The 17,959-nt window shown below is 56.7% G+C and carries 16 protein-coding genes; all 16 read left to right on the top strand.

Features of this window, described 5'->3' with window-relative positions:
* Positions 1-7 precede the first annotated feature (7 nt).
* Positions 8-871: a hypothetical protein gene (locus PGR14_RS08425; RefSeq protein ID WP_270223248.1), complete on the top strand. Its 864-nt coding sequence runs from the start codon at positions 8-10 to the stop codon at positions 869-871.
* A 34-nt stretch (positions 872-905) separates the two neighbouring features.
* Entirely contained in the window at positions 906-1,970 is a 1,065-nt protein-coding gene (locus PGR14_RS08420; protein ID WP_270223246.1) for a type IV secretion system protein, read from the top strand.
* A gap of 120 nt (positions 1,971-2,090) precedes the next feature.
* Complete coding sequence (locus PGR14_RS08415; RefSeq protein ID WP_270223245.1) at positions 2,091-3,359, top strand: hypothetical protein; 1,269 nt, start codon at positions 2,091-2,093, stop codon at positions 3,357-3,359.
* 61 nt (positions 3,360-3,420) lie between these two features.
* Positions 3,421-4,665: a hypothetical protein gene (locus tag PGR14_RS08410; RefSeq protein ID WP_270223244.1), complete on the top strand. Its 1,245-nt coding sequence runs from the start codon at positions 3,421-3,423 to the stop codon at positions 4,663-4,665.
* 1 nt (position 4,666) lies between these two features.
* The gene (locus tag PGR14_RS08405) at positions 4,667-5,209 is read left to right on the top strand and encodes a hypothetical protein (RefSeq protein ID WP_270223242.1); all 543 of its coding nucleotides are present in this window, start codon (positions 4,667-4,669) and stop codon (positions 5,207-5,209) included.
* Between the two features lie 28 nt (positions 5,210-5,237).
* Complete coding sequence (locus PGR14_RS08400) at positions 5,238-5,477, top strand: hypothetical protein (RefSeq protein WP_117527892.1); 240 nt, start codon at positions 5,238-5,240, stop codon at positions 5,475-5,477.
* 58 nt (positions 5,478-5,535) lie between these two features.
* Positions 5,536-6,498 (top strand): hypothetical protein, encoded by a 963-nt coding sequence (locus PGR14_RS08395; protein ID WP_270223241.1) that lies wholly within the window; start codon positions 5,536-5,538, stop codon positions 6,496-6,498.
* Between the two features lie 34 nt (positions 6,499-6,532).
* Entirely contained in the window at positions 6,533-7,639 is a 1,107-nt protein-coding gene (locus PGR14_RS08390) for a hypothetical protein (RefSeq protein WP_270223240.1), read from the top strand.
* Between the two features lie 48 nt (positions 7,640-7,687).
* Positions 7,688-8,254 carry a hypothetical protein gene (locus tag PGR14_RS08385; RefSeq protein WP_270223239.1) on the top strand — a complete coding sequence of 189 codons (567 nt, stop codon included), beginning with the start codon at positions 7,688-7,690 and terminating at the stop codon, positions 8,252-8,254.
* On the top strand, positions 8,255-9,259 hold the full coding sequence (locus PGR14_RS08380; protein WP_118453033.1) for a DUF3846 domain-containing protein: 1,005 nt from the start codon (positions 8,255-8,257) through the stop codon (positions 9,257-9,259). It begins immediately after the preceding gene.
* Between the two features lie 91 nt (positions 9,260-9,350).
* Positions 9,351-10,100, top strand: coding sequence for a MuF-C-terminal domain-containing protein (locus PGR14_RS08375; RefSeq protein ID WP_270223237.1), 750 nt, complete (start codon positions 9,351-9,353; stop codon positions 10,098-10,100).
* An 82-nt stretch (positions 10,101-10,182) separates the two neighbouring features.
* The gene (locus tag PGR14_RS08370) at positions 10,183-12,369 is read left to right on the top strand and encodes a type IA DNA topoisomerase (RefSeq protein ID WP_270223235.1); all 2,187 of its coding nucleotides are present in this window, start codon (positions 10,183-10,185) and stop codon (positions 12,367-12,369) included.
* 21 nt (positions 12,370-12,390) lie between these two features.
* The gene (locus PGR14_RS08365) at positions 12,391-13,149 is read left to right on the top strand and encodes a DUF4313 domain-containing protein (RefSeq protein ID WP_270223234.1); all 759 of its coding nucleotides are present in this window, start codon (positions 12,391-12,393) and stop codon (positions 13,147-13,149) included.
* Between the two features lie 149 nt (positions 13,150-13,298).
* A complete protein-coding gene (locus tag PGR14_RS08360; protein ID WP_227183816.1) occupies positions 13,299-13,829 on the top strand; it encodes a hypothetical protein in 531 nt (176 codons plus the stop codon).
* 24 nt (positions 13,830-13,853) lie between these two features.
* On the top strand, positions 13,854-14,477 hold the full coding sequence (locus PGR14_RS08355; RefSeq protein ID WP_270223231.1) for a hypothetical protein: 624 nt from the start codon (positions 13,854-13,856) through the stop codon (positions 14,475-14,477).
* Positions 14,478-14,564: 87 nt separating this feature from the next.
* Positions 14,565-17,959 (top strand): VaFE repeat-containing surface-anchored protein (locus PGR14_RS08350; RefSeq protein ID WP_270223229.1); only part of this gene is annotated, 3,395 nt, incomplete at its 3' end.

Genomic DNA, 17,959 nt, shown 5'->3' with positions numbered 1-17,959 from the left:
ACCTGCTATGAAGAAACTGAAAGCATGGATGACGGAACACAAGAAGTTTTCCGTCATCGCCCTGTGCCTGCTCCTGATGTTCACCTGCGGCTCTGCCATGAGCGCCATCAACGTGTCGCATCACCGCGCGGAAACCGCAAAGGAGCAGAACGCAGGAAATAACACGGACACTACCACAGCCGCTGAGAAGAAGACGAAGGAGGAAACCGGGAAAGTGGAGCTTACCGATGCCCAGAAGGAAATCATCAAGGGATACGATACCGATACCAAGGAACTCATCGACACCCTCTCCTCTTCCGTCTGGTCGGTAAGCGAGGGGCGCTACACCCTCAAGTTTGCCGATGACTCCTACGTGGAAACGGTGAACGGAACTCCGACCGTCCATAGTTACGCCATCTCCCGCGTGGAAAAGACCTCCGATGGGTACGGCGGCTATCTCTATACCATCGTCTTCGAGACCGATACCGGCACCCATATCGTGACCTACACGGACGGCAGTGGCGCTGCGGTGAACTCCGATTCTAAGACCCCCGGTGAGAACACCATCTCCACCCTTACAAGCTCTACGATGTTCGCTCAGAAAAACACCGCATACGAGCGTGCCGAAGCGGTGACAAACATTACCGTGAAGGGCATGAACAGCGAGGTCACGAAACTCTTCGGCGGGGATGAGAAGGCCGTCATCACCGCCCTCTCCAAGTGGTGCGCCGTCCATTACCCTTCTGTCACCGAAGCTACATGGCAAAAGGTCGTGAACCTCGATTATGAGAACGGGGTCATCACCACGGACTTCAAGCTCAACGACTCGAACTCTGTTTCCGTCACCTGCGTTTACGAGCAGTCCACGGGCGAGTTCTCCTTCGAGGGCTAGGGCAGCATCGCCATGCAGGCAGAAAGGAATCTCTATGAATGAACAACTGACTTTACAAGCCACACAGCGGGAGGAGACGAAGACGGTTCCCCTGCGCAGGAGAAAGGTTTGTCTTATGGGCACGTTCGCGCTCTTCGCCGCCTGCGCACTCGTGCTCCTCATTCCCCATCCGGCCTACGCGGGTGTCATCGGGGACTTCCTTGATATCCCCAACATGATTAAAACGTGGCTTCTCCAAATCGCTGCCACGCTCTTCAACACCTATTTCGGTGTCATCAACCAGACGCTTGATGCGAGGTTCATTTCCGGGCCGTTCAACGAGCTTTTCGGAACAACCGAGCCGTATGGCGTGATAAAGGACTTTTATCAGGCCGGGGTCATCCCCGTTGCCCATGCCATCCTGGGTCTCTTCATGCTGATGCAGCTCATCAAGATTAGCCAGCGCATCGACGCGACGAGCACCCTTCCTGCCGTGAAGGATATCGTGTTCCTCGTGGTGACCTACTGCATCCTCAGCTACTTCATCGACAACGCCCTCGACCTCGTTTCCGCCATCTACGGCATCTTCAACGACCTCGTTGGTAACGTGTCGGACAAACTGCAATCGAAAAACTGGTATGAACCCGGAATCAAGATGACCAAGAATGATGCAGCCGACGCTACGTTCGGCGGATGCTTCCTCCTTTTGATTTTCGGACTCATTTCATGGGTGGTCGGACTCGTTTTCTATGCCGTTTCGATGGTCGTTGCCCTCGGGCGTTCCGTTCAGCTCTATGTCTATGCCGCCTTCTCTCCGATTCCCATTTCCCTTCTCGGCTTCGAGGAGACGAAGCAAATCGGAATCGGTTACCTCAAGAACTTTGCGGCAGCAGCCCTCGCAGGCGTGGTCATGGTTCTTATCCTCTACCTCTATCCGCATCTTGTGACCGCCCTCGCGGTTTCCGGCGGACTTGGAAAGGCTGAGATGCTTGGTCTCGCACAGGGCGTAGAAACATTCGACTCGTTCGGTGTCATCATCAAGACTATCGCCGTTCTCATCACGACCATGATGGGGCTTGTAAAGTCCGGCTCTTGGGCAAAGGAAATCCTCGGCGCGTAGACGCTTACCGAAAACCTGCTACCACTCACCGAAGGGGCGTGCCGAAACCGGTGCGCCCCTTCCCCTTAATAAGTTATTATTGGGAGCCAAGCATCGGCTTCCGATAGAAAGGAACGCGCTATGGCATACGACACTACGGAAGCAGTGGCTAAGTTTCTGTCCGGCTTCCAGATGAAGATTACGAACCGGGAAAGGGACACCGTTGCCCCAGACTATTACGTGAAATACTTGCTCACCCTCTCCAAAGGCGGAAAGGACTTCTCCACCACCTTCGTATCTGACCCAAGGGCTTTTGGGGAGCCGACTGTCACGCAGGTCTTCTCCGCCCTCGCAGACGATGCCCTCACCTTGCGAAAGTATTCCACTGACGAGTTCGTGGATAAGCTCTACGCACAGGGGGTAAAGCCATCTGCCGCCCTCCGTGCTTACGACTCCTGCAAGGAGACGAATTTGTGGATGCAGGACGAGCTGTACCTCTCCGGCTGGGAAATCGAAGAGATATCGAAAACCCTGACAAAGCATGAGGACGAGGTAAACACTCTGGTCGAGAAGGCCGCATCCGAGCGTGCCGCGCGGTACGCCTATGACCACCCGAAGCTGCCGAAGGGTTTCGTTACTATCGAGCAGCTGCAAGGAGACCTTGACCTCGGGGACTTGCGCGACGAGGTGGAGGATTTTGATTTCGACGGTGACCTCACCAACGCGTTCAGTGAAACTGCCGATTATAAGGTCGATGACAACTATCATGCCCTTCTCTCGTGGCTTCCAGACCACACGGAGTGGTTGGAACAAGCCGAGTTCGACGGCCTTCTCGAAGGCTGCAAGGGCGATATCTACAAGATGGTTCAGATGGCGCAGTACGAGTGCTTCAAGTCCGACCTCTACGACCATCGTGAGGATATCTCCCGTTACGGCACCCTCGACCAGCTAAGGGATATGGGGGTCTATGCCATCCGGGAAAGCCTTGCAGACGAAATCTTAAACGACCTCTCCTATGATGAGGATTATGCGCCGACCGATGACGCGAAGGATACCATCATGGGTGCCGTAAGCGCCGCGTTCGAGGAGCGGTACGGGGAGGACTTCGCCGAAGTCGCGACCGACTTTGGGCAGGATATCGACGATATCGCAGGTCGCGCAAATCCTTATGTCCTGAGTGTGGATACGGTACGCGCCGTGAACGAAAAGGGATACGACGCGGTGTTCGCCGAGCAGTGGAAGACCGAGCTTTCTGAGTGCGATATCGACCCGGAAGCGGTTTCCGTTGACAGCGAAGCGCACGATATGGAAAACGGCAGGGATGGGCTTGATGGTAACGCCCCGGAAAAGGATGCCCCGGAAAAGGACGATAGAAATGCACAGCCGCCTGTAGACACCGACAACCGTTAGAAATATGCCTGAAAACGGGTGAGGGCAAGGCTCCACCCGTTTTCTGCTGAAAGGAGACTCTATGGAACCGAAACCGAAAGAGCGTATCGTCTTCGACGAAGACTCCTACTACGGAGACGAAGGCGTGGAATGGGCGGTAAACGACCTTATGGAACGTAAAGGTCTGACCGAAGATGAGGTGCGCGAGAGCTTCACCGATGATGAGGTTTTCCAACACGCGATGAAGCTGCGCGACTTCGATTACGAGGAGGAGATGCGGGCGCTTACCGCCTTCTTCGATGGGAAGAAGTCAGACATGTCAGATTTCATCAACCCTTACGGCGGCAACCACATTTTTGTTGCTGGCAGCGTAGAACGTTGGGATGACACAATCCCCGTTATCACCGTCTACAAGGACTTCGATGCCGCCACCGATTGCTCTCCGTCCCGTTTCGGTCGGGGCAACGTTTTCGCCGACTGCGAGATTCAGAAGGTCTGGGACGAAAACGGCACGCTTTACCTTGCCGGTGCCCACCATGACGGGCGCGTATCCGTCGAGATGCGTCAGCTCACCGATGAGGGCGAACGCCTTTGGGGACAGCTCGATTACGAAGATTATCTGCCCCTCGAAGGGCTTACCGCCATGGGAAAGCACTATGAGCTTGGCGATGAGAAGCAGTTCATCCACGACCTCTATAACAGCCCGGAACTCTGCGCCGCCCCCCGTTACATGGAGCAGTCCTTCGGATGCCCTTCTGAGGAATACGAGAAAGAGGAAGTGACACTCCCTCACGACTTCACCACCGGCAAATGGCGTGTGCATCTTATCTACCCCGGAGAGCGTTACGGTCTCGATGGTTGCCTGACCTATGAGTTAAATGCTTACTCTGGCGTACCTGCCGCCGCCCATCGCGCGTCCTACCCCCTTGTGGAGTTCTACGATACCTCGCAGGATGCCGCACGCTTCCCGGGCGGGCAGTTCGTCTCTCGTTACTACATGACCGACCTGCTTGAGGACGATTCTATTGCCGTCTCCCTCGACACGATGCTCAAGAACGGGAACCAGTTCTCCCTTGATGGCGGTATTCCCGCTTGGACGGTTGAAGGCGATGACCTTGCGAAGGTGAACGACTTTCTCAAGAAAAGCTGCATGGAGTTCTGCGGCTCCCTTCCCGGTGACGATAGGGGGGAGGACGGCTATTCCCTTTCGGGGGAAGCAAGGGATGCTGCCACCTCCCGCAATGGATTGAACGAGAACCGGAAATCCGTTGCGGAGATGATTCAGGAATGTTTCGATTCCATCGAGAACAACGGAGATACCATTTAGCATGAAGCGTAAGAAGACAAAGAACTTTAACTATGCCTGCCCACGCGAGTTCACTACCGGCAGGTGGCGCGTGCATCTCGTCTATCCCGGTGAACCCCGCGCGGATGGCGGCTTACCAAAAAGCGAGAATGAAAATCCCCCCTGCGGTGACACGATGGTCGAGTTCTACGATACCGAGGATAACGGGCAGTTCGTAGCCAGTTTCCACATGAACACCCTGCTCGGCTACCCTTGGAACGGAATGGTCGGTGCCGACCTCGACGGCCTTGAAGCGTATGGATTCGCTTATCCACTCAGCACACAAGCCGCGACCGACTGGCTTGAGGGCGATGACCTTGCGAAGGTGAATGCTTTCCTCAAGGAGACCTGCAAGGAGGTCTTCGGCATCCTGCCCGGTGCGGACGATGGCGGCTATTCCCTTTCGGGGGAAGCGAAAGAAGCCGCCCTATCGCGCTTCGCTCTCCCGGAGAACAGGAAAGCCGCCCTCAATATGATTCGGAAACTGAATGAGTCGAGAGACAGCAACGAAAACGACCTTTTTTAGGCGTTTTGGCAAGAAAGGAGAAATGAACATGGCAGAAGATTTCGGTGACAGCACGGGAAGCGGCCTTGTAAATACCGCCAAGCAGGCCGCAAAAGAGGTCGTTCAGGCCGTCGTGACAAAGGGTGCGGGCATCGGAGGAAAGGGCGGTGGCGGTATCTCCCTCTCCGGGGAAGCCAAGGACATGATGGCCGCTTCCAAACAGCTTGCAGGCGCATCTGCCGCACCTTCCCGCGAGCATCTGGTCGCAAAGCCCGACCTCTCCCGTTAGATAGAACCACAGAAAGCCAGCAAACCGCACAACTAGAAACACAGAAAGGATGATTGCCATGCCAGATAACGACTTCTGGATTGGGCAGGAGCAGATTCCCGTTGACCTCTCCCTCCTGCTCACCTACTCCAACGATGAGGACTACTGGTACGCTCCGGGGGAGTATGCACTCAGGGTCTATACCGTCGATACCCTGAACACCAACTTCGCCCGTCCCTGCTTCGCGTTCGGTGAGCGCACGTCCGACCCGGAGATGGAGGATGTGTCCGGTGCTATCGAGAACACCCTTCACGAACTTCTCGATTCCGGTGCGACCCCCGAGGACGTGTACCGCATCATGGGACTCGTTAAGGAGAGCGAGCTTTCCCCCGAGACCAAGGAAGCTGACAGCTATCTTTCCATCGACCTCGGCTATTGCATCGACGGAAATATCGTCTCCTATGAAGCGGTGCCGGAGAGCATTGCGACGGTGCCTGAAAACGTAGACTACCCCCGTTACGCCGAAGCGATGGAGAGCCATGTGCCGCTTCCCATCGCTACGCAGATTGCTAAACATGATTTCTCTCACAGGCAGGCGGATATCCTCATGGAAGCCGCCCGTAACCCGCACGTCTCGTCAGAGACGCTTGAGACGATAGCCGACAAGACCCTTTCATCCGGTAAGATGCGCGGTCTTCTGGATATCGCTTCTGTCGGCAAGAACCCCCTCGATTTTCGCAATATGGATGAGCAGACACTTAAGGCGGCTGTTTCCGTGCTGTTCCACGGCGGCAAAGACCTCCCCGTGACGGAGCTTGACCTTGCGCAGTTGCGTTCGGTAGACCTTGCGCTGATGGACGGGGCTTCCCCCGCCGAAGCCATGCGTGCAGCCGAGAAGTCTACATCCGCCGAGCCGGAAGCGACTGCCGCATCCCTCGCATCCGAAGCCCGCGACGCGAAGGCTGCTCGCACCGAACTCGATAGCCAGTCGGAGACGAAGGATTCCCCGACACGCGCGGAAAAGGCAGATGGCTCCCTGTGACAAAGCCGTTTCATGAGCAGAAAGGAGGACACCTATGACACCTGACGGAAAAACATTCGACCCGGAAACCGTTACCGACAAACAGCTCGTTCAGTACGAACAGGCCATTGACCGTGGCCTAACCGAAGCCGACGCGCTGCGCCTTGCTGAACACGAGTACAACGGCTTTCAGGCCAATGCCATCATCGCCGCCGCGCTGAACCCGGCGGTGGGAGAAGACGTGCTGGATGCTCTCGCGACCCCCAAGTACACCGCAGCCCAGATGACGGCCATTGCGAAAATCGCTATCAGGGGCGGAGACTTCGCACGCTTCCTAGACCCGCAGATGGACGCACGGCGCATGGAAGCCGCCTATCTGGTCGTGGCGCACGGGGGGAGCGATTTGCCTGTAGAACGTCTCTCCCGCTCCCAGCTGCTTACCATCAACAATATCCTTCTGCAAGGCCATGTCCCCTATGAGACCGTCCGCGCCATCGCGAAGCCTGCATTTACCCCTGAGAGCATGGAGGTCATTGCTGCCGCCATGGAAAACGCATGTCACGACCCCTACACTGGGGAGAACTCCATGACCAAGGCGCAGGTGGCGCGTATCATGAACCCGGAATACAGACCGGAGCAGCAAATCGCCCTCCTTACCGCCATGCGCGGGCAGTCCCCGGTTGCCGACCTGAGCGATGCGGACTTTGCGGAACTGTTCCCGGCTTCCCTCTCCGCAGAGCAAATGAGCGCCTGCGCCTATGCCGTGAACCGGTGCGGATATAACGCGCCGCTTCTTATGATGACCATGCAGGTGTGCGCAGGGATGAACGCGCAACAGCTCATGTCCGTCTTCGATGCGACAGCGGCAGAGCTTTCCGATGCCAATATGGCAAAGGTTTCCACAATCCTTATGTACACCCCAGCCCTTACGTCCCAGCAGATGCGCTATCTGCTGGCGGAAGCCAAGGACGGCACCCCGCTTTCGGCTCTGGAATCCATGAAGGAGCATCTGCTGGCACAGGCGGAACCCGAGAAGGCACAAGTTACCGAAACCGGTGTCAAGTCCGAATCCCGTGACATGGCATCCGGCAAGGAAGCGCTTGCGGAGCGGGCGGGACTTGATGGCACCCCGAAAATCAATCAGAACAAGGAGATGGAATAGATGTTTAACAACATATCGAATCCCTAATGGTTCGGCGATTGGAGCCGTTTGGAAGATGAATATCTCGACAACAACTTTACGGAGATTCAAGACAACTTCGCTTTCTCAAAGAGGAAAAAAACCAATGGACTTTTTGGTGCCATCGTCAGTCTGGCTACCGCATTTCCAGTCCGCGACCCGGAGACCGGACATGCCACCGGCGCTTGGAAGGTGGCCTGCGAGTCCATCGACCTTGACGAGGTGCCGCTTTCCGATATCGCGGACATGATTTCCTGCTTTGGCAGCAAGACCATAACCGATTTCCGGCTGTACAACAGGGAAGTCGATATCACCCCATGGCAGCAAGCCCTCGGCGAGCTTTTACTGCGCGGGCGCGTACAGAAGGACGATTACCCATGGATACAGTGCCCCAACTCCGACTCCGCCTTGAACATGATGAACATGGTCATGGGTGCGAACTTGCCAAAGGACTTCTTCGATGATTGCACCCTTGGCGATGAGGAATATGGATGCGGCGAGGAAGCACATGAAATGGCTTCTGCACGGAAGGAAATCGACACCCAGACGGAGACCAAGGATGAACCGGAAGTTGACCCGGACAAGGAGGTGAAATAGATGACTGATAATTTCAAGGAGATAGGTTCCCTGTTCGGCAGGGAAGGCTCGGGCGCAGGTTTCGTCAAACAGACGGATAAGGAGTCCTTCACCTATGCCTTCGCTTGGCCGGAGGGGGATACTTGGGCAACCCTCACCGGATATCTGAATTTCGATGAGCAACCGGAGGAGTACGTGCGCCGCGTGCTGCAAGATGGCGGATTCCGCTCCGATTGGGGCAACCCGGACTACGACCCCATCGGTGATTTCAAGGAGACAGCCGGTGACGAATATCGGATTCCTCTCCTGAAAGTCCTGCTCCGGGAGCAGCTGGAAAGCCGCTACGAGGTCGCAAACCATTTTTCGACGATGAACCGCGCCCGCGTGGAGCTTTCCGCCTTTATCCAGAATGAGGGCGGCGCACCGCTTCCCGAAGACGCACTGGGTACTCCCGAAGAGCAGGGTATCCGTGCCATGCTCATCGCCACTGGCGAACCTCCGCGCGAGGTGACCCTTCTGCCGGATAAAAACGGCTCCACCTTGAAATCGCTGCAAGCACTGGTGGGTGGAAATATCGAGACTTTCGATATCGCTTTCGGCGAGGAGGTTCCCCTTTACGTGAACAAGGAGTGTCTGTTCACCTGCCCGCCAAACCGTGCCATCTTCGCCACCGAGGAGATGGCAAAAGCCGGGTATCTCTCCCAGTTCGATTACTCGAAGGTCGTGAAGATGGGGGACTTCTACACCGTCCTGAACGGCGATATCGTAGCCGTGGGCTTCGACCCGGAGACGGGGGAGAGCCGGTCGCTCACGAATGGGGAGACTGCCCGCGTGGAAGGTTACTTCACCGTTATCAGTAAACCCGGAAGCGGGGCGAAGGCTGTCGATGATATCCGGCACGGTATCACTCCGGGCGGCTACGACATTTCCGTGGAGATTCACGACTGCACCTCCGGCAGGAACGCGCTCGCGGCGGATGCGCCTGCAATGGATGCGCCCGGAAAGGATGACCAGAACATCGAATAGAACCCAAAGTGACAAAAAATTGAAAGACAGGATGCCGCATCCCGTATGGGAGCGGCATCTCCACAAATGCGAAAAAGAACGGGAGGTGCGAATGATGAAAGCAGAAAAAGGCTCCGAGATTATCACGACCATCTGCGAGTACGAGAACTCCGTGGCAATGCCGGATAATGAACGCCTAACCTATCTCGACACGTGCGGCATCGCCCGCCTTAAGGATGGGAACGGAAATGTAAAAGCACAAGAAGCCTATGCAAACAGATGCAGCGAGTACCTGCGGTTCGGACACGAAGTTGACCTTGCCGCCTGCGGCGTATACAGCCCCTACGATGCCCTGAAAGTCTGCGACACGCCGGAGATATTCTTGAAGACCGGGTTCGAGCAGCGCCCCATGCTCTACACGCAGAAGCATCTCTTTCAGGCTCTCACACCGAAATCCGATTACAACCCCCACCGGCACGGCTTCTCCATCGAACAGGTAAAGCGTTTTCCCGAGCTTCTTGCTTCCCCGGTGGTTCTCGCCAACAGCCCGACCAGGGACGATGTTCTGCTTGCCATCCTTCTCGCGACCGATGCCTACGACACCCCGCTCATCGCGGGCATCAAGCCGGACGGCACGGGAAACTACGGGGAGCGCGAAGTTGAGACGAATATGGTTTTGAGCGTCTACAGCAGGCAGAACTTCATCCGTTACTTCGCCCTGTTACGGGATATGGATGCCTTCGTGTTCGTAAGCGGCAGGAAAATCGAAGCGCTCGAAGACCTATCCGGGCTTCTGCTTGCGGGAAATTGCTCCGGTCTCGATATTGACAGGATTCTGCAACGCCCGAAGTGCCTTGGATAGATACGCAGGCCGTTAACGATTACCGGCTGGATAGGGGATATTAACCTTCGCCCCTTGAATGAAGCAGAAAGGAGAAAACCATATGAGCAAATTAGTCATCGCGGAGAAGCCGATGCTCGCCCGCGATATCGCCCGCGCCATCACGGGAAAAGAGGTGTCCGAAAGCGCCCGCCTTCCCATCTCGGGAAACGGCTACACGGTCTGTGCCTGCGCCGGCCACCTTTTGGAACTGGTAAAACCGGATGCCATCGACCCAAAATGGGGAATGCCTTGGAGCCTTGATGTACTCCCTATCGAGGTTCACGACTGGCCGAAGGAACCGGCGGTCGATAAGAAGACCGGAGAGAGCAAAAAGCCCCTCATCGACCAGATTGCGGGACTCCTTAAAACTTGCGATTCCGTCATCGCCGCCGGTGACCCGGACGATGAGGGGCAGCTTATCGTGGACGAGCTTTTGGATTACCTCGGCTATACCGGTAAGGTCGAGCGCGTCTACGTGAACGACAACATCGAGAAGAACATCGTGAAGGCATTCGACAAGCTCGTGCCCAACGATTCCTGCCGGGGTGCCGGGAACGCCGCCTTTGCCCGACAGATGGCGGATATGTGCTTCGGCGTGAACGAGACGAGACTCGCCACCAAGCGTCTCGACGGCCTGTTCACCGTCGGACGCGTGCAGACACCGACGCTGGGGCTTGTGGTGAAACGCGACGAAGCCATCGCCCACCACGTCACCCGAAAGTTCTACGAGCTGTTTGCAAGCGGTGATTCGGATGCCGGAGAACTCACCTTCAAGTATCTGCCGGGAAAGGAGCTGCTTGCCGGTGAGAAGCATCTGTTCGAGCGGCATACGCTGGAAGCCCTTAAGGAAAAGCTCGACGGACGCGACCTGCACTTTGAAACGACCGTATCGAAAAAGCAGGAGAACCCGCCGCTTCCCTACAACTTGACCGTACTGCTTTCCGACATGAGCGAGCGCTTCGGCTTCACTGCCGCCGAGACTCAGCAAATCACGCAGGATTTGCGTGATAAGTACAAAGCCATCACCTACAACCGCTCCGATTCCCAATACCTCAAGGAAGAGCACCGAGAGCAGGCACCGGCAGTCCTTGCGCAGGCGATGAAGAACCTCGGTGTGCGCTGGTCTTTGGATTACCGGCTCCACTCCAAGGCGTTCAACGATGGGAACGTGACCGCCCACCACGGCATCATCCCGCAGGAAGCGGATGCGCCCGTGTCCGCGATGGAACCGGACGAAGCCAAGGTCTACACCGCCATCTGCGAGCGCTATGCGGTGCAATTTCTTCCTCCCGCCGTGTACGACGTGAGCGAGAGCACGGTAAGCGTGGACGGCGGAACGCTTAAGCTCACAGCGAAGCGCCTTTCGGACGCGGGGTTCACGGCTGTCTTCCCGAACGTCTCGAACAGCCGTGTCAGAGAGGATTCCGATACGGGGAACCCATGGGTTCCCGCAGGAAGCCACACCCTTGCCGGTATCTCTTGCTCAATCACGGAAGGGGAGACCACCCCGCCCGCACCCTATACGGAGGGCACCCTCATCACAGACATGGCATCCATCGCGAAGTACGTCAAAGACCCGGAAATCCGGGAAATCCTTAAGCGTAAGGATGACGGCAAGAAGGGCGAACACGGCGGTATCGGAACGACGGCCACCCGCTCCTCCATCATCGAGGGTCTGAAAACCCGTGGCTACCTTGAGGAACGAAAGGGAAAGGTTCGAGCGACCGATAAGGCCAAGGCGTTCTACGCACTCCTCCCGCCGGAGATTCGCGGTGCAGACGTGACCGCAAGATGGTGGCTCATCCAACAGGATATCGCAGACGGTAAGGCGGACGTGAACGCCCTGCAAGATTCCGTCATCGAGGTCTTCAATCACCACCGCGAGACCGCCTACGTGGGCGCATCCATCGCAGGTGCCGGAAAGACCGTAGTGGGCAAGTGTCCGAGGTGCGGCAAGGACGTTGTAAAGACCGGCTCCATCTACGCCTGCTCCTCCATCAAGAACGAGAAGCAGGAGGACGGCACTTGGAAGGAGGTCGCGGGCTGCGGGTTCAAGCTGTTCGGCTTCTGCACCAAGAAGTTCACCGAGAAGCAGGCCGCATCCCTTCTTGACGGGAAGGCGGTCTCGCTAAGGGGCTGCAAGTCCAAGGCCGGGAAGACCTTCGATTGCACAGTCGTTCTTCAAAAGGACGGGTCGGTAGAACCCATTTTCACACCGAGAAAACCCACGAAGAAAGGCCGCAGGTAGCGGCAGAAAGGAAGGAATGACATGGCAACACTCCTATCACCGGATATGCTTCCCGAGGATATTCGGAACATGGATTTCGGGCAGGCTTCCATGCCCCACGCGCCAGAAGCCCAGACCCCGGAAGCGCCCTACGATACGACCACATCCGCACCAGACCGCCCTGCCATACCGCTCTCCCCGGACATGCTTTCTGGGAACCTGCGAGGAAACGACAGTGAGAAATCGGGCATCGAGTTCTCCTTCGATGCCTTCGGATACACCCAGCAGGTCGAGCTTGTACAGGAGTCCTATGCGGACGGAAACTTTGCAGTGACCGCCTATCTCTCCGACCCAACCGACGAATCGTTCGGACAGCCTTGGAGCAGCGTCACCGTGAACTTCGGTTCCCCGCTGCAACAGGACGCGACCGTTTTCCTCGACACCAATAACATGGGAGAAGCGATGCTCTCGAAAATCTCCCAGCTCGGAGCCTTCACCGGCCAGTTCATGCGTTCGGGGTTCTGCTCCTACCCGGCCTTCACCTTCGATACCGAAGTCATGGGCAATATGCGTGACTTAAACGAGTTCGCATCGGCAGACCATATGAGCCTTGCCAAAATGCAGGATGCGTGCCACGCGGCACTCGAAAACGTATACGGTAGCGAGTTCACGGATGCCTTGGAAAGCGGTTACGACCTGAACGCCGAATCCCATGACTGCGCTTCCGGAAGCGCCGTGCTCGAAACCTGCGATACGACCCGCGCGGAACAACCCGCGAACCATGTGAAGGGGGTGCGATAGGCATGAGCCGCTTTCACTCGAACCGGACTTGCATCCGTTCGCCGACAGCTATCCCAAGCAGCCAAAACACACCATTGTGCTAAAATCGGGTACCGTATACACACCGCGCGGGACTACCCGTTCCGCACAGACAGAAAGGATGGAAAAACATGCCCAAGAAGACACCGGAGCCAGAGCAGGCTCCCAAGGCAGACAACTACGCCAAAATCAACATGCCCGCCGCCTTCCTCACGCCCCACGAGTTTCAGGCAAATGACGGGCGCACCTTCGAGAAGTGCTTCGTTTCCTTCCCCAAGGGGACGAAGGTGAACGGCATCGACGTGAGCGGCTTCTCGACCGACGTGTTCCTCTCCGACTACATGAAGAAGGACATGCTTGAGAAGGGACGCGCCACGGTCTCGTTCAAGAAGGACGAGCCGGTGCCCATCTGGACGGGGAAGAAGGACGATGCCGAGCACCCGTATCAGCGCTACGAGGTGAAGGCCACCGACCTCACCCACGCACTCAAGGTGGCGCAGGACTCCTATAAGGCCGAAAAAGCCGCAGAGCGTGCCGCCGCAAAGGACGGCGTGAGCCTTGCGGGCGAAGCGCGCGACATGGAGACCGGGAAGGACGCGCTCGCAGGCGATGACCCCGCCAAGTCCACCAAGTCGCGAACCGGGCAGGATATTGCCCAGTAGTACAGAGGAAAGAGGTGACAGTCCATGGTAATCGAGGTGCTCTACAAGTCCTTCCGCTACGAGAAGTTCGACTCGTCTGCCCAGACGAACTCCGAGCCGTTCCGTGCGAAGGGAACGAACATCCTTACCGACTGGAACCTCTACCTCGGTGCCCTTGAGGAAAACGGCATCATCCTCGCAGAGCACTGGTATGACGGAAATCCGCAGCACGCAGGCGGGCAGGTGACCCTTGAGGGCACCAAGGTTCCCGCCGCCACCCGTCAGGTCGGGAGCGCCATGCTCCTCGTCTCGCCAGATGAGCTGGACGATGTGGTCTGGCTCAAGAAGGACGGCGAAAAGCTCCTGTGGCGGGAGGGCGATGAGCTGATAAATGGCGAGCGGTTCTTCGCCATGGAGCAGCTGTGTTACTCCGATGCCACAGTGCAATCCATCAACCGTCGCGCCATCGCCGTGTTCGACTACTTGAAACATGCGCACCCGACATACTCGGATGATGAGATTGCCCGCATCATGGGCTACACCGAATCCGCCATCGAGCGCATCCGCGATGCAGAAATCTCACAGGACGAGGGCTTCGCAGACGATGATGGGGAAGGTCAAAACGAGGAAGACAACACCGGGGCTATCGGCGGATATGACTTCGGTTAGAGATAGAACGAAACGAGAAACGCAGTTCAAACGAACCACCAACGAAGCTACAGAAAACCACGCAAACAAGGAAGGAGAAAAGAACACATGAAGATTCTCGGACGAATCAAGAAATCTAAGGTGCTCACTGCGGTCATGACCGCAGTGCTCATCTTCCAATCGGCCTGCCCCACCGGGCTTGCCTATGCCGCGCAGAAATCGGGTGTTAGCGCCTATTCTGCCGGTCAGACCATCGACCAAGCACTCGGTGCCACCAAGACGGTCGAGTCCGTGCTCTCCCAGCACGAGAACGACGAGTATTACCTCACCACGCCATACGGCAACAAAGGGCCTCATGGCGAGGACGGCGCAATCGACACTTGGGACTGCTGGAAACCGAAGGGCGAGTACGGTAGCGGTGCCTATATGAACTGCACCGGTTTTGTGGTTGCCGTCCTCCGTGCCTGCGGAGCGAACACATCCATCATCGGAAACTATACCGCCAAGGACGGCTACAACAGGGGCAACGAAGCGAACGCCTCCAAATGGGAAGAGTATTGTCGCGACAACAATGCCGTCAGCTACACATTCAGCTCCAAAGAGCAGATGCTCGCGTCCGGTATCCTTGAGAAGGGCGATATCATCTACATGGAGCCGGCGGACTGGAATCATAGCAATTCAGACTGCCATATCGGCTTCTTCTGGGGCAGCAACAGCTCGGAAGACCTTTTCTGGCACTCTTCCAGCCACGCAGACGGAATTGTAAAGGGCTATTTCCCGAACTCCGCAGGCGGCAACGTGATTTCCAAAATCACGCCCAAGTATCCCGTTCGCTACTACCGTGTCATCAAGACGTTGCACAAGGGATATCTGACACTGCATAAGGACTCCTCAAATAAGACCCTTACCGATGCCAATGACTGCTATTCCCTCGCAGGTGCCGAATATGGGGTCTACACTGACTCCAACTGCTCGAACAAGGTAGCGACCCTTACGACGAACGCAAGCGGGAACGCGAACACCGTCTCGCTCAATCCCGGACGCTACTATGTGAAGGAAACCAAGGCTCCCAAGGGATATTTCACCGATTCGCAGGTTTACACCGCAGATGTTTCCGGAGCGAATCGGGAGTCTTCGCCTGTGAAGCTCTCGGTCAGCGACAATCCTGCAAATGACCCTATGGCTATGCTCCTTGGTAAATACGACGGCCAGAAGACCTATAACGGCGCGGGCAACCTCCCGCAGGGTTCCGCCACCCTTGCAGGTGCCGAGTTCACCGTCGATTACTATGCCACCCTTGACTACAAGAGCTACGATGACCTTAAGAACGCCGACGTGAAGCCGACGCGTTCTTGGACGTTCAAGACGAACGAAAACGGAATCGCCAACTTCAAGGCCGACGATTTTGTTTCCGGCGATACCTTCTACTACAACTCTAATAACGACCCGTGCATCCCGCGCGGCACTGTCGTCATTCGTGAGACCAAGGCACCCGCAGGCTATGTGAAGTCCGACGATGTGTCTTTCCAGAAGATTCAGGAGAATCCGACCACAGGTGCCGTTCGTACTTACAACGTCCCGAAGGTTGCCGAGCAGGTCTACCGCTCCGATATCGAGTTCACGAAAAAGGCCGATAACGGTTCCGCGCACCTCGCCGGTGTGCCCTTCAAGGTGACCTCCCTCACCACCGGTGAGTCCCATATCGCCGTGACCGACGAGAACGGCTATTTCAGCTCCGCGTCCTCTTGGAACGCGCATGACTCGAACACCAACGCAAACGATTGGGCGCTGACCGCAAGCGGCACCATCGACAGCACGAAGCTCGATGCTAACGCCGGTTTCTGGTTCGGCAACAACAGCGTACTCGATGGGAACGGCACCACTGCCACCTCCGATGCCGTCAAGGCGGACAACAAGCTCGGTGCCCTGCCCTTTGACACCTATTCCGTCGAAGAGCTTCGCTGCTCCGCTAATGAGGGCTATGCTCTCATCAACACGACTGTTACCGTGACCCGTGATGCCAAGACCATCGACCTCGGCACCTTCGATGACCCTGAGCCTGAAATCCATACCACTGCATACGACGCTTCTGATAGCGACCATTACGTCGGAGTCGGCACCGTCAAGATTTCCGACAAGGTGGAATACAGCCATCTCGTCGCGGGTAAGACCTACACCGTCATCGGTGAGCTGCATGATGCCGCTACCGGCGATGCCGTCACGGTAAACGGTCAGGCTATCACTGCCGAGAAGACCTTCACGGCTGAGGACTCCGCAGGTTCCGTCACCCTTGACTACACTTTCGATTCCTATGACCTCAAGGGGAAGACCCTCGTAGTCTATGAGACGCTTACCGATGCAAATGGTGCGAAGCTCGCCGAGCATAGGGACAAATCCGACGTTTCCCAGCAGGTGACCGTGCTCACGCCGAAGCTCTCGACAAGCGCCGTGGGCGATGCGGACAATAGCAAGTCCGTCACCGCTGAGGGCGATGTTACCGTTACCGATTATGTCCGTTACACCGGGCTTACCGCCGGGCAGACCTACACGCTCACGGGAACCCTTATGGACAAGTCCACCAAGAAGGCTTTCATGGATGCCGACGGCACCCCCGTCACCGCGACTGCGGAGTTCACGGCGGAAGCCGAAAGCGGTACCACGACCGTGACCTTCACCTTCGATGCCAGCGGCATCAAGACCGGCACCAAGCTCGTCGCCTTCGAGACTGTTGCCACGAACGGTATCGAGATTGCCGACCACAAGGATATCAACGACATTGACCAGACCGTTACCGTGAAGGCTCCCGTTATCGGCACCACCGCCGTCGATGCTGCCGACGGTGACAAGACGGTCACGGGTGAGGAAAATGTCGCTGTCCGCGATACTGTCCACTACAACAACGTGACCCCCGGTAAGACCTACAAGGTCACCGGTACCCTCTATGAGAAGGTTCTTGACAAGAACGGAAAGGTCACGAAGAAGGTATTCAAAGACAAGAACGGTACCCCCGTCACTGCGGAAGCAAACTTCACCGCAGAGGACTCCTACGGAAACGTCGATGTGACCTTCTACTTCGATGGCAGTTCGCTCAAGGAAGGTACCTCTCTCGTTGCCTTCGAGTCCCTGTCCCACAACGACAAGGAGATTGCTTCCCATGCCGACGTGAATGATTCCGGCCAGACTGTCATCATCACGAAGCCCAAGCTCTCCACTACCGCAACGGATGCCCTTGATGGTGATAAGAACCTCATCGGCGAGGATAATGCCACCATCGCCGATACCGTCCATTACATGAACGTGACACCCGGCAAGACCTACAAGGTTTCCGGCACCCTCTACGAGAAGGTCACCGACAAGGACGGCAAGGCCTCCAAGAAGCAGCTCCTCGATGCCGACGGCAACCCTGTCACAGCCGAGACCGAGTTCATTCCCGAAACCGCTTTCGGTGATGTGGACGTTACCTTCACCTTCGACGCGTCCGACCTCAAGGCCAAGGACAAGGT

It is taken from the genome of Coprococcus sp. AF99-45, assembly GCF_027663865.1.
In the GTDB taxonomy this organism is placed as follows: Bacteria; Bacillota; Clostridia; order Lachnospirales; family Lachnospiraceae; genus Allocoprococcus; species Allocoprococcus comes.
The sequence above is the reverse complement of the archived record's forward strand: the minus strand, read 5'-3'. Positions and strand labels throughout refer to the sequence as shown.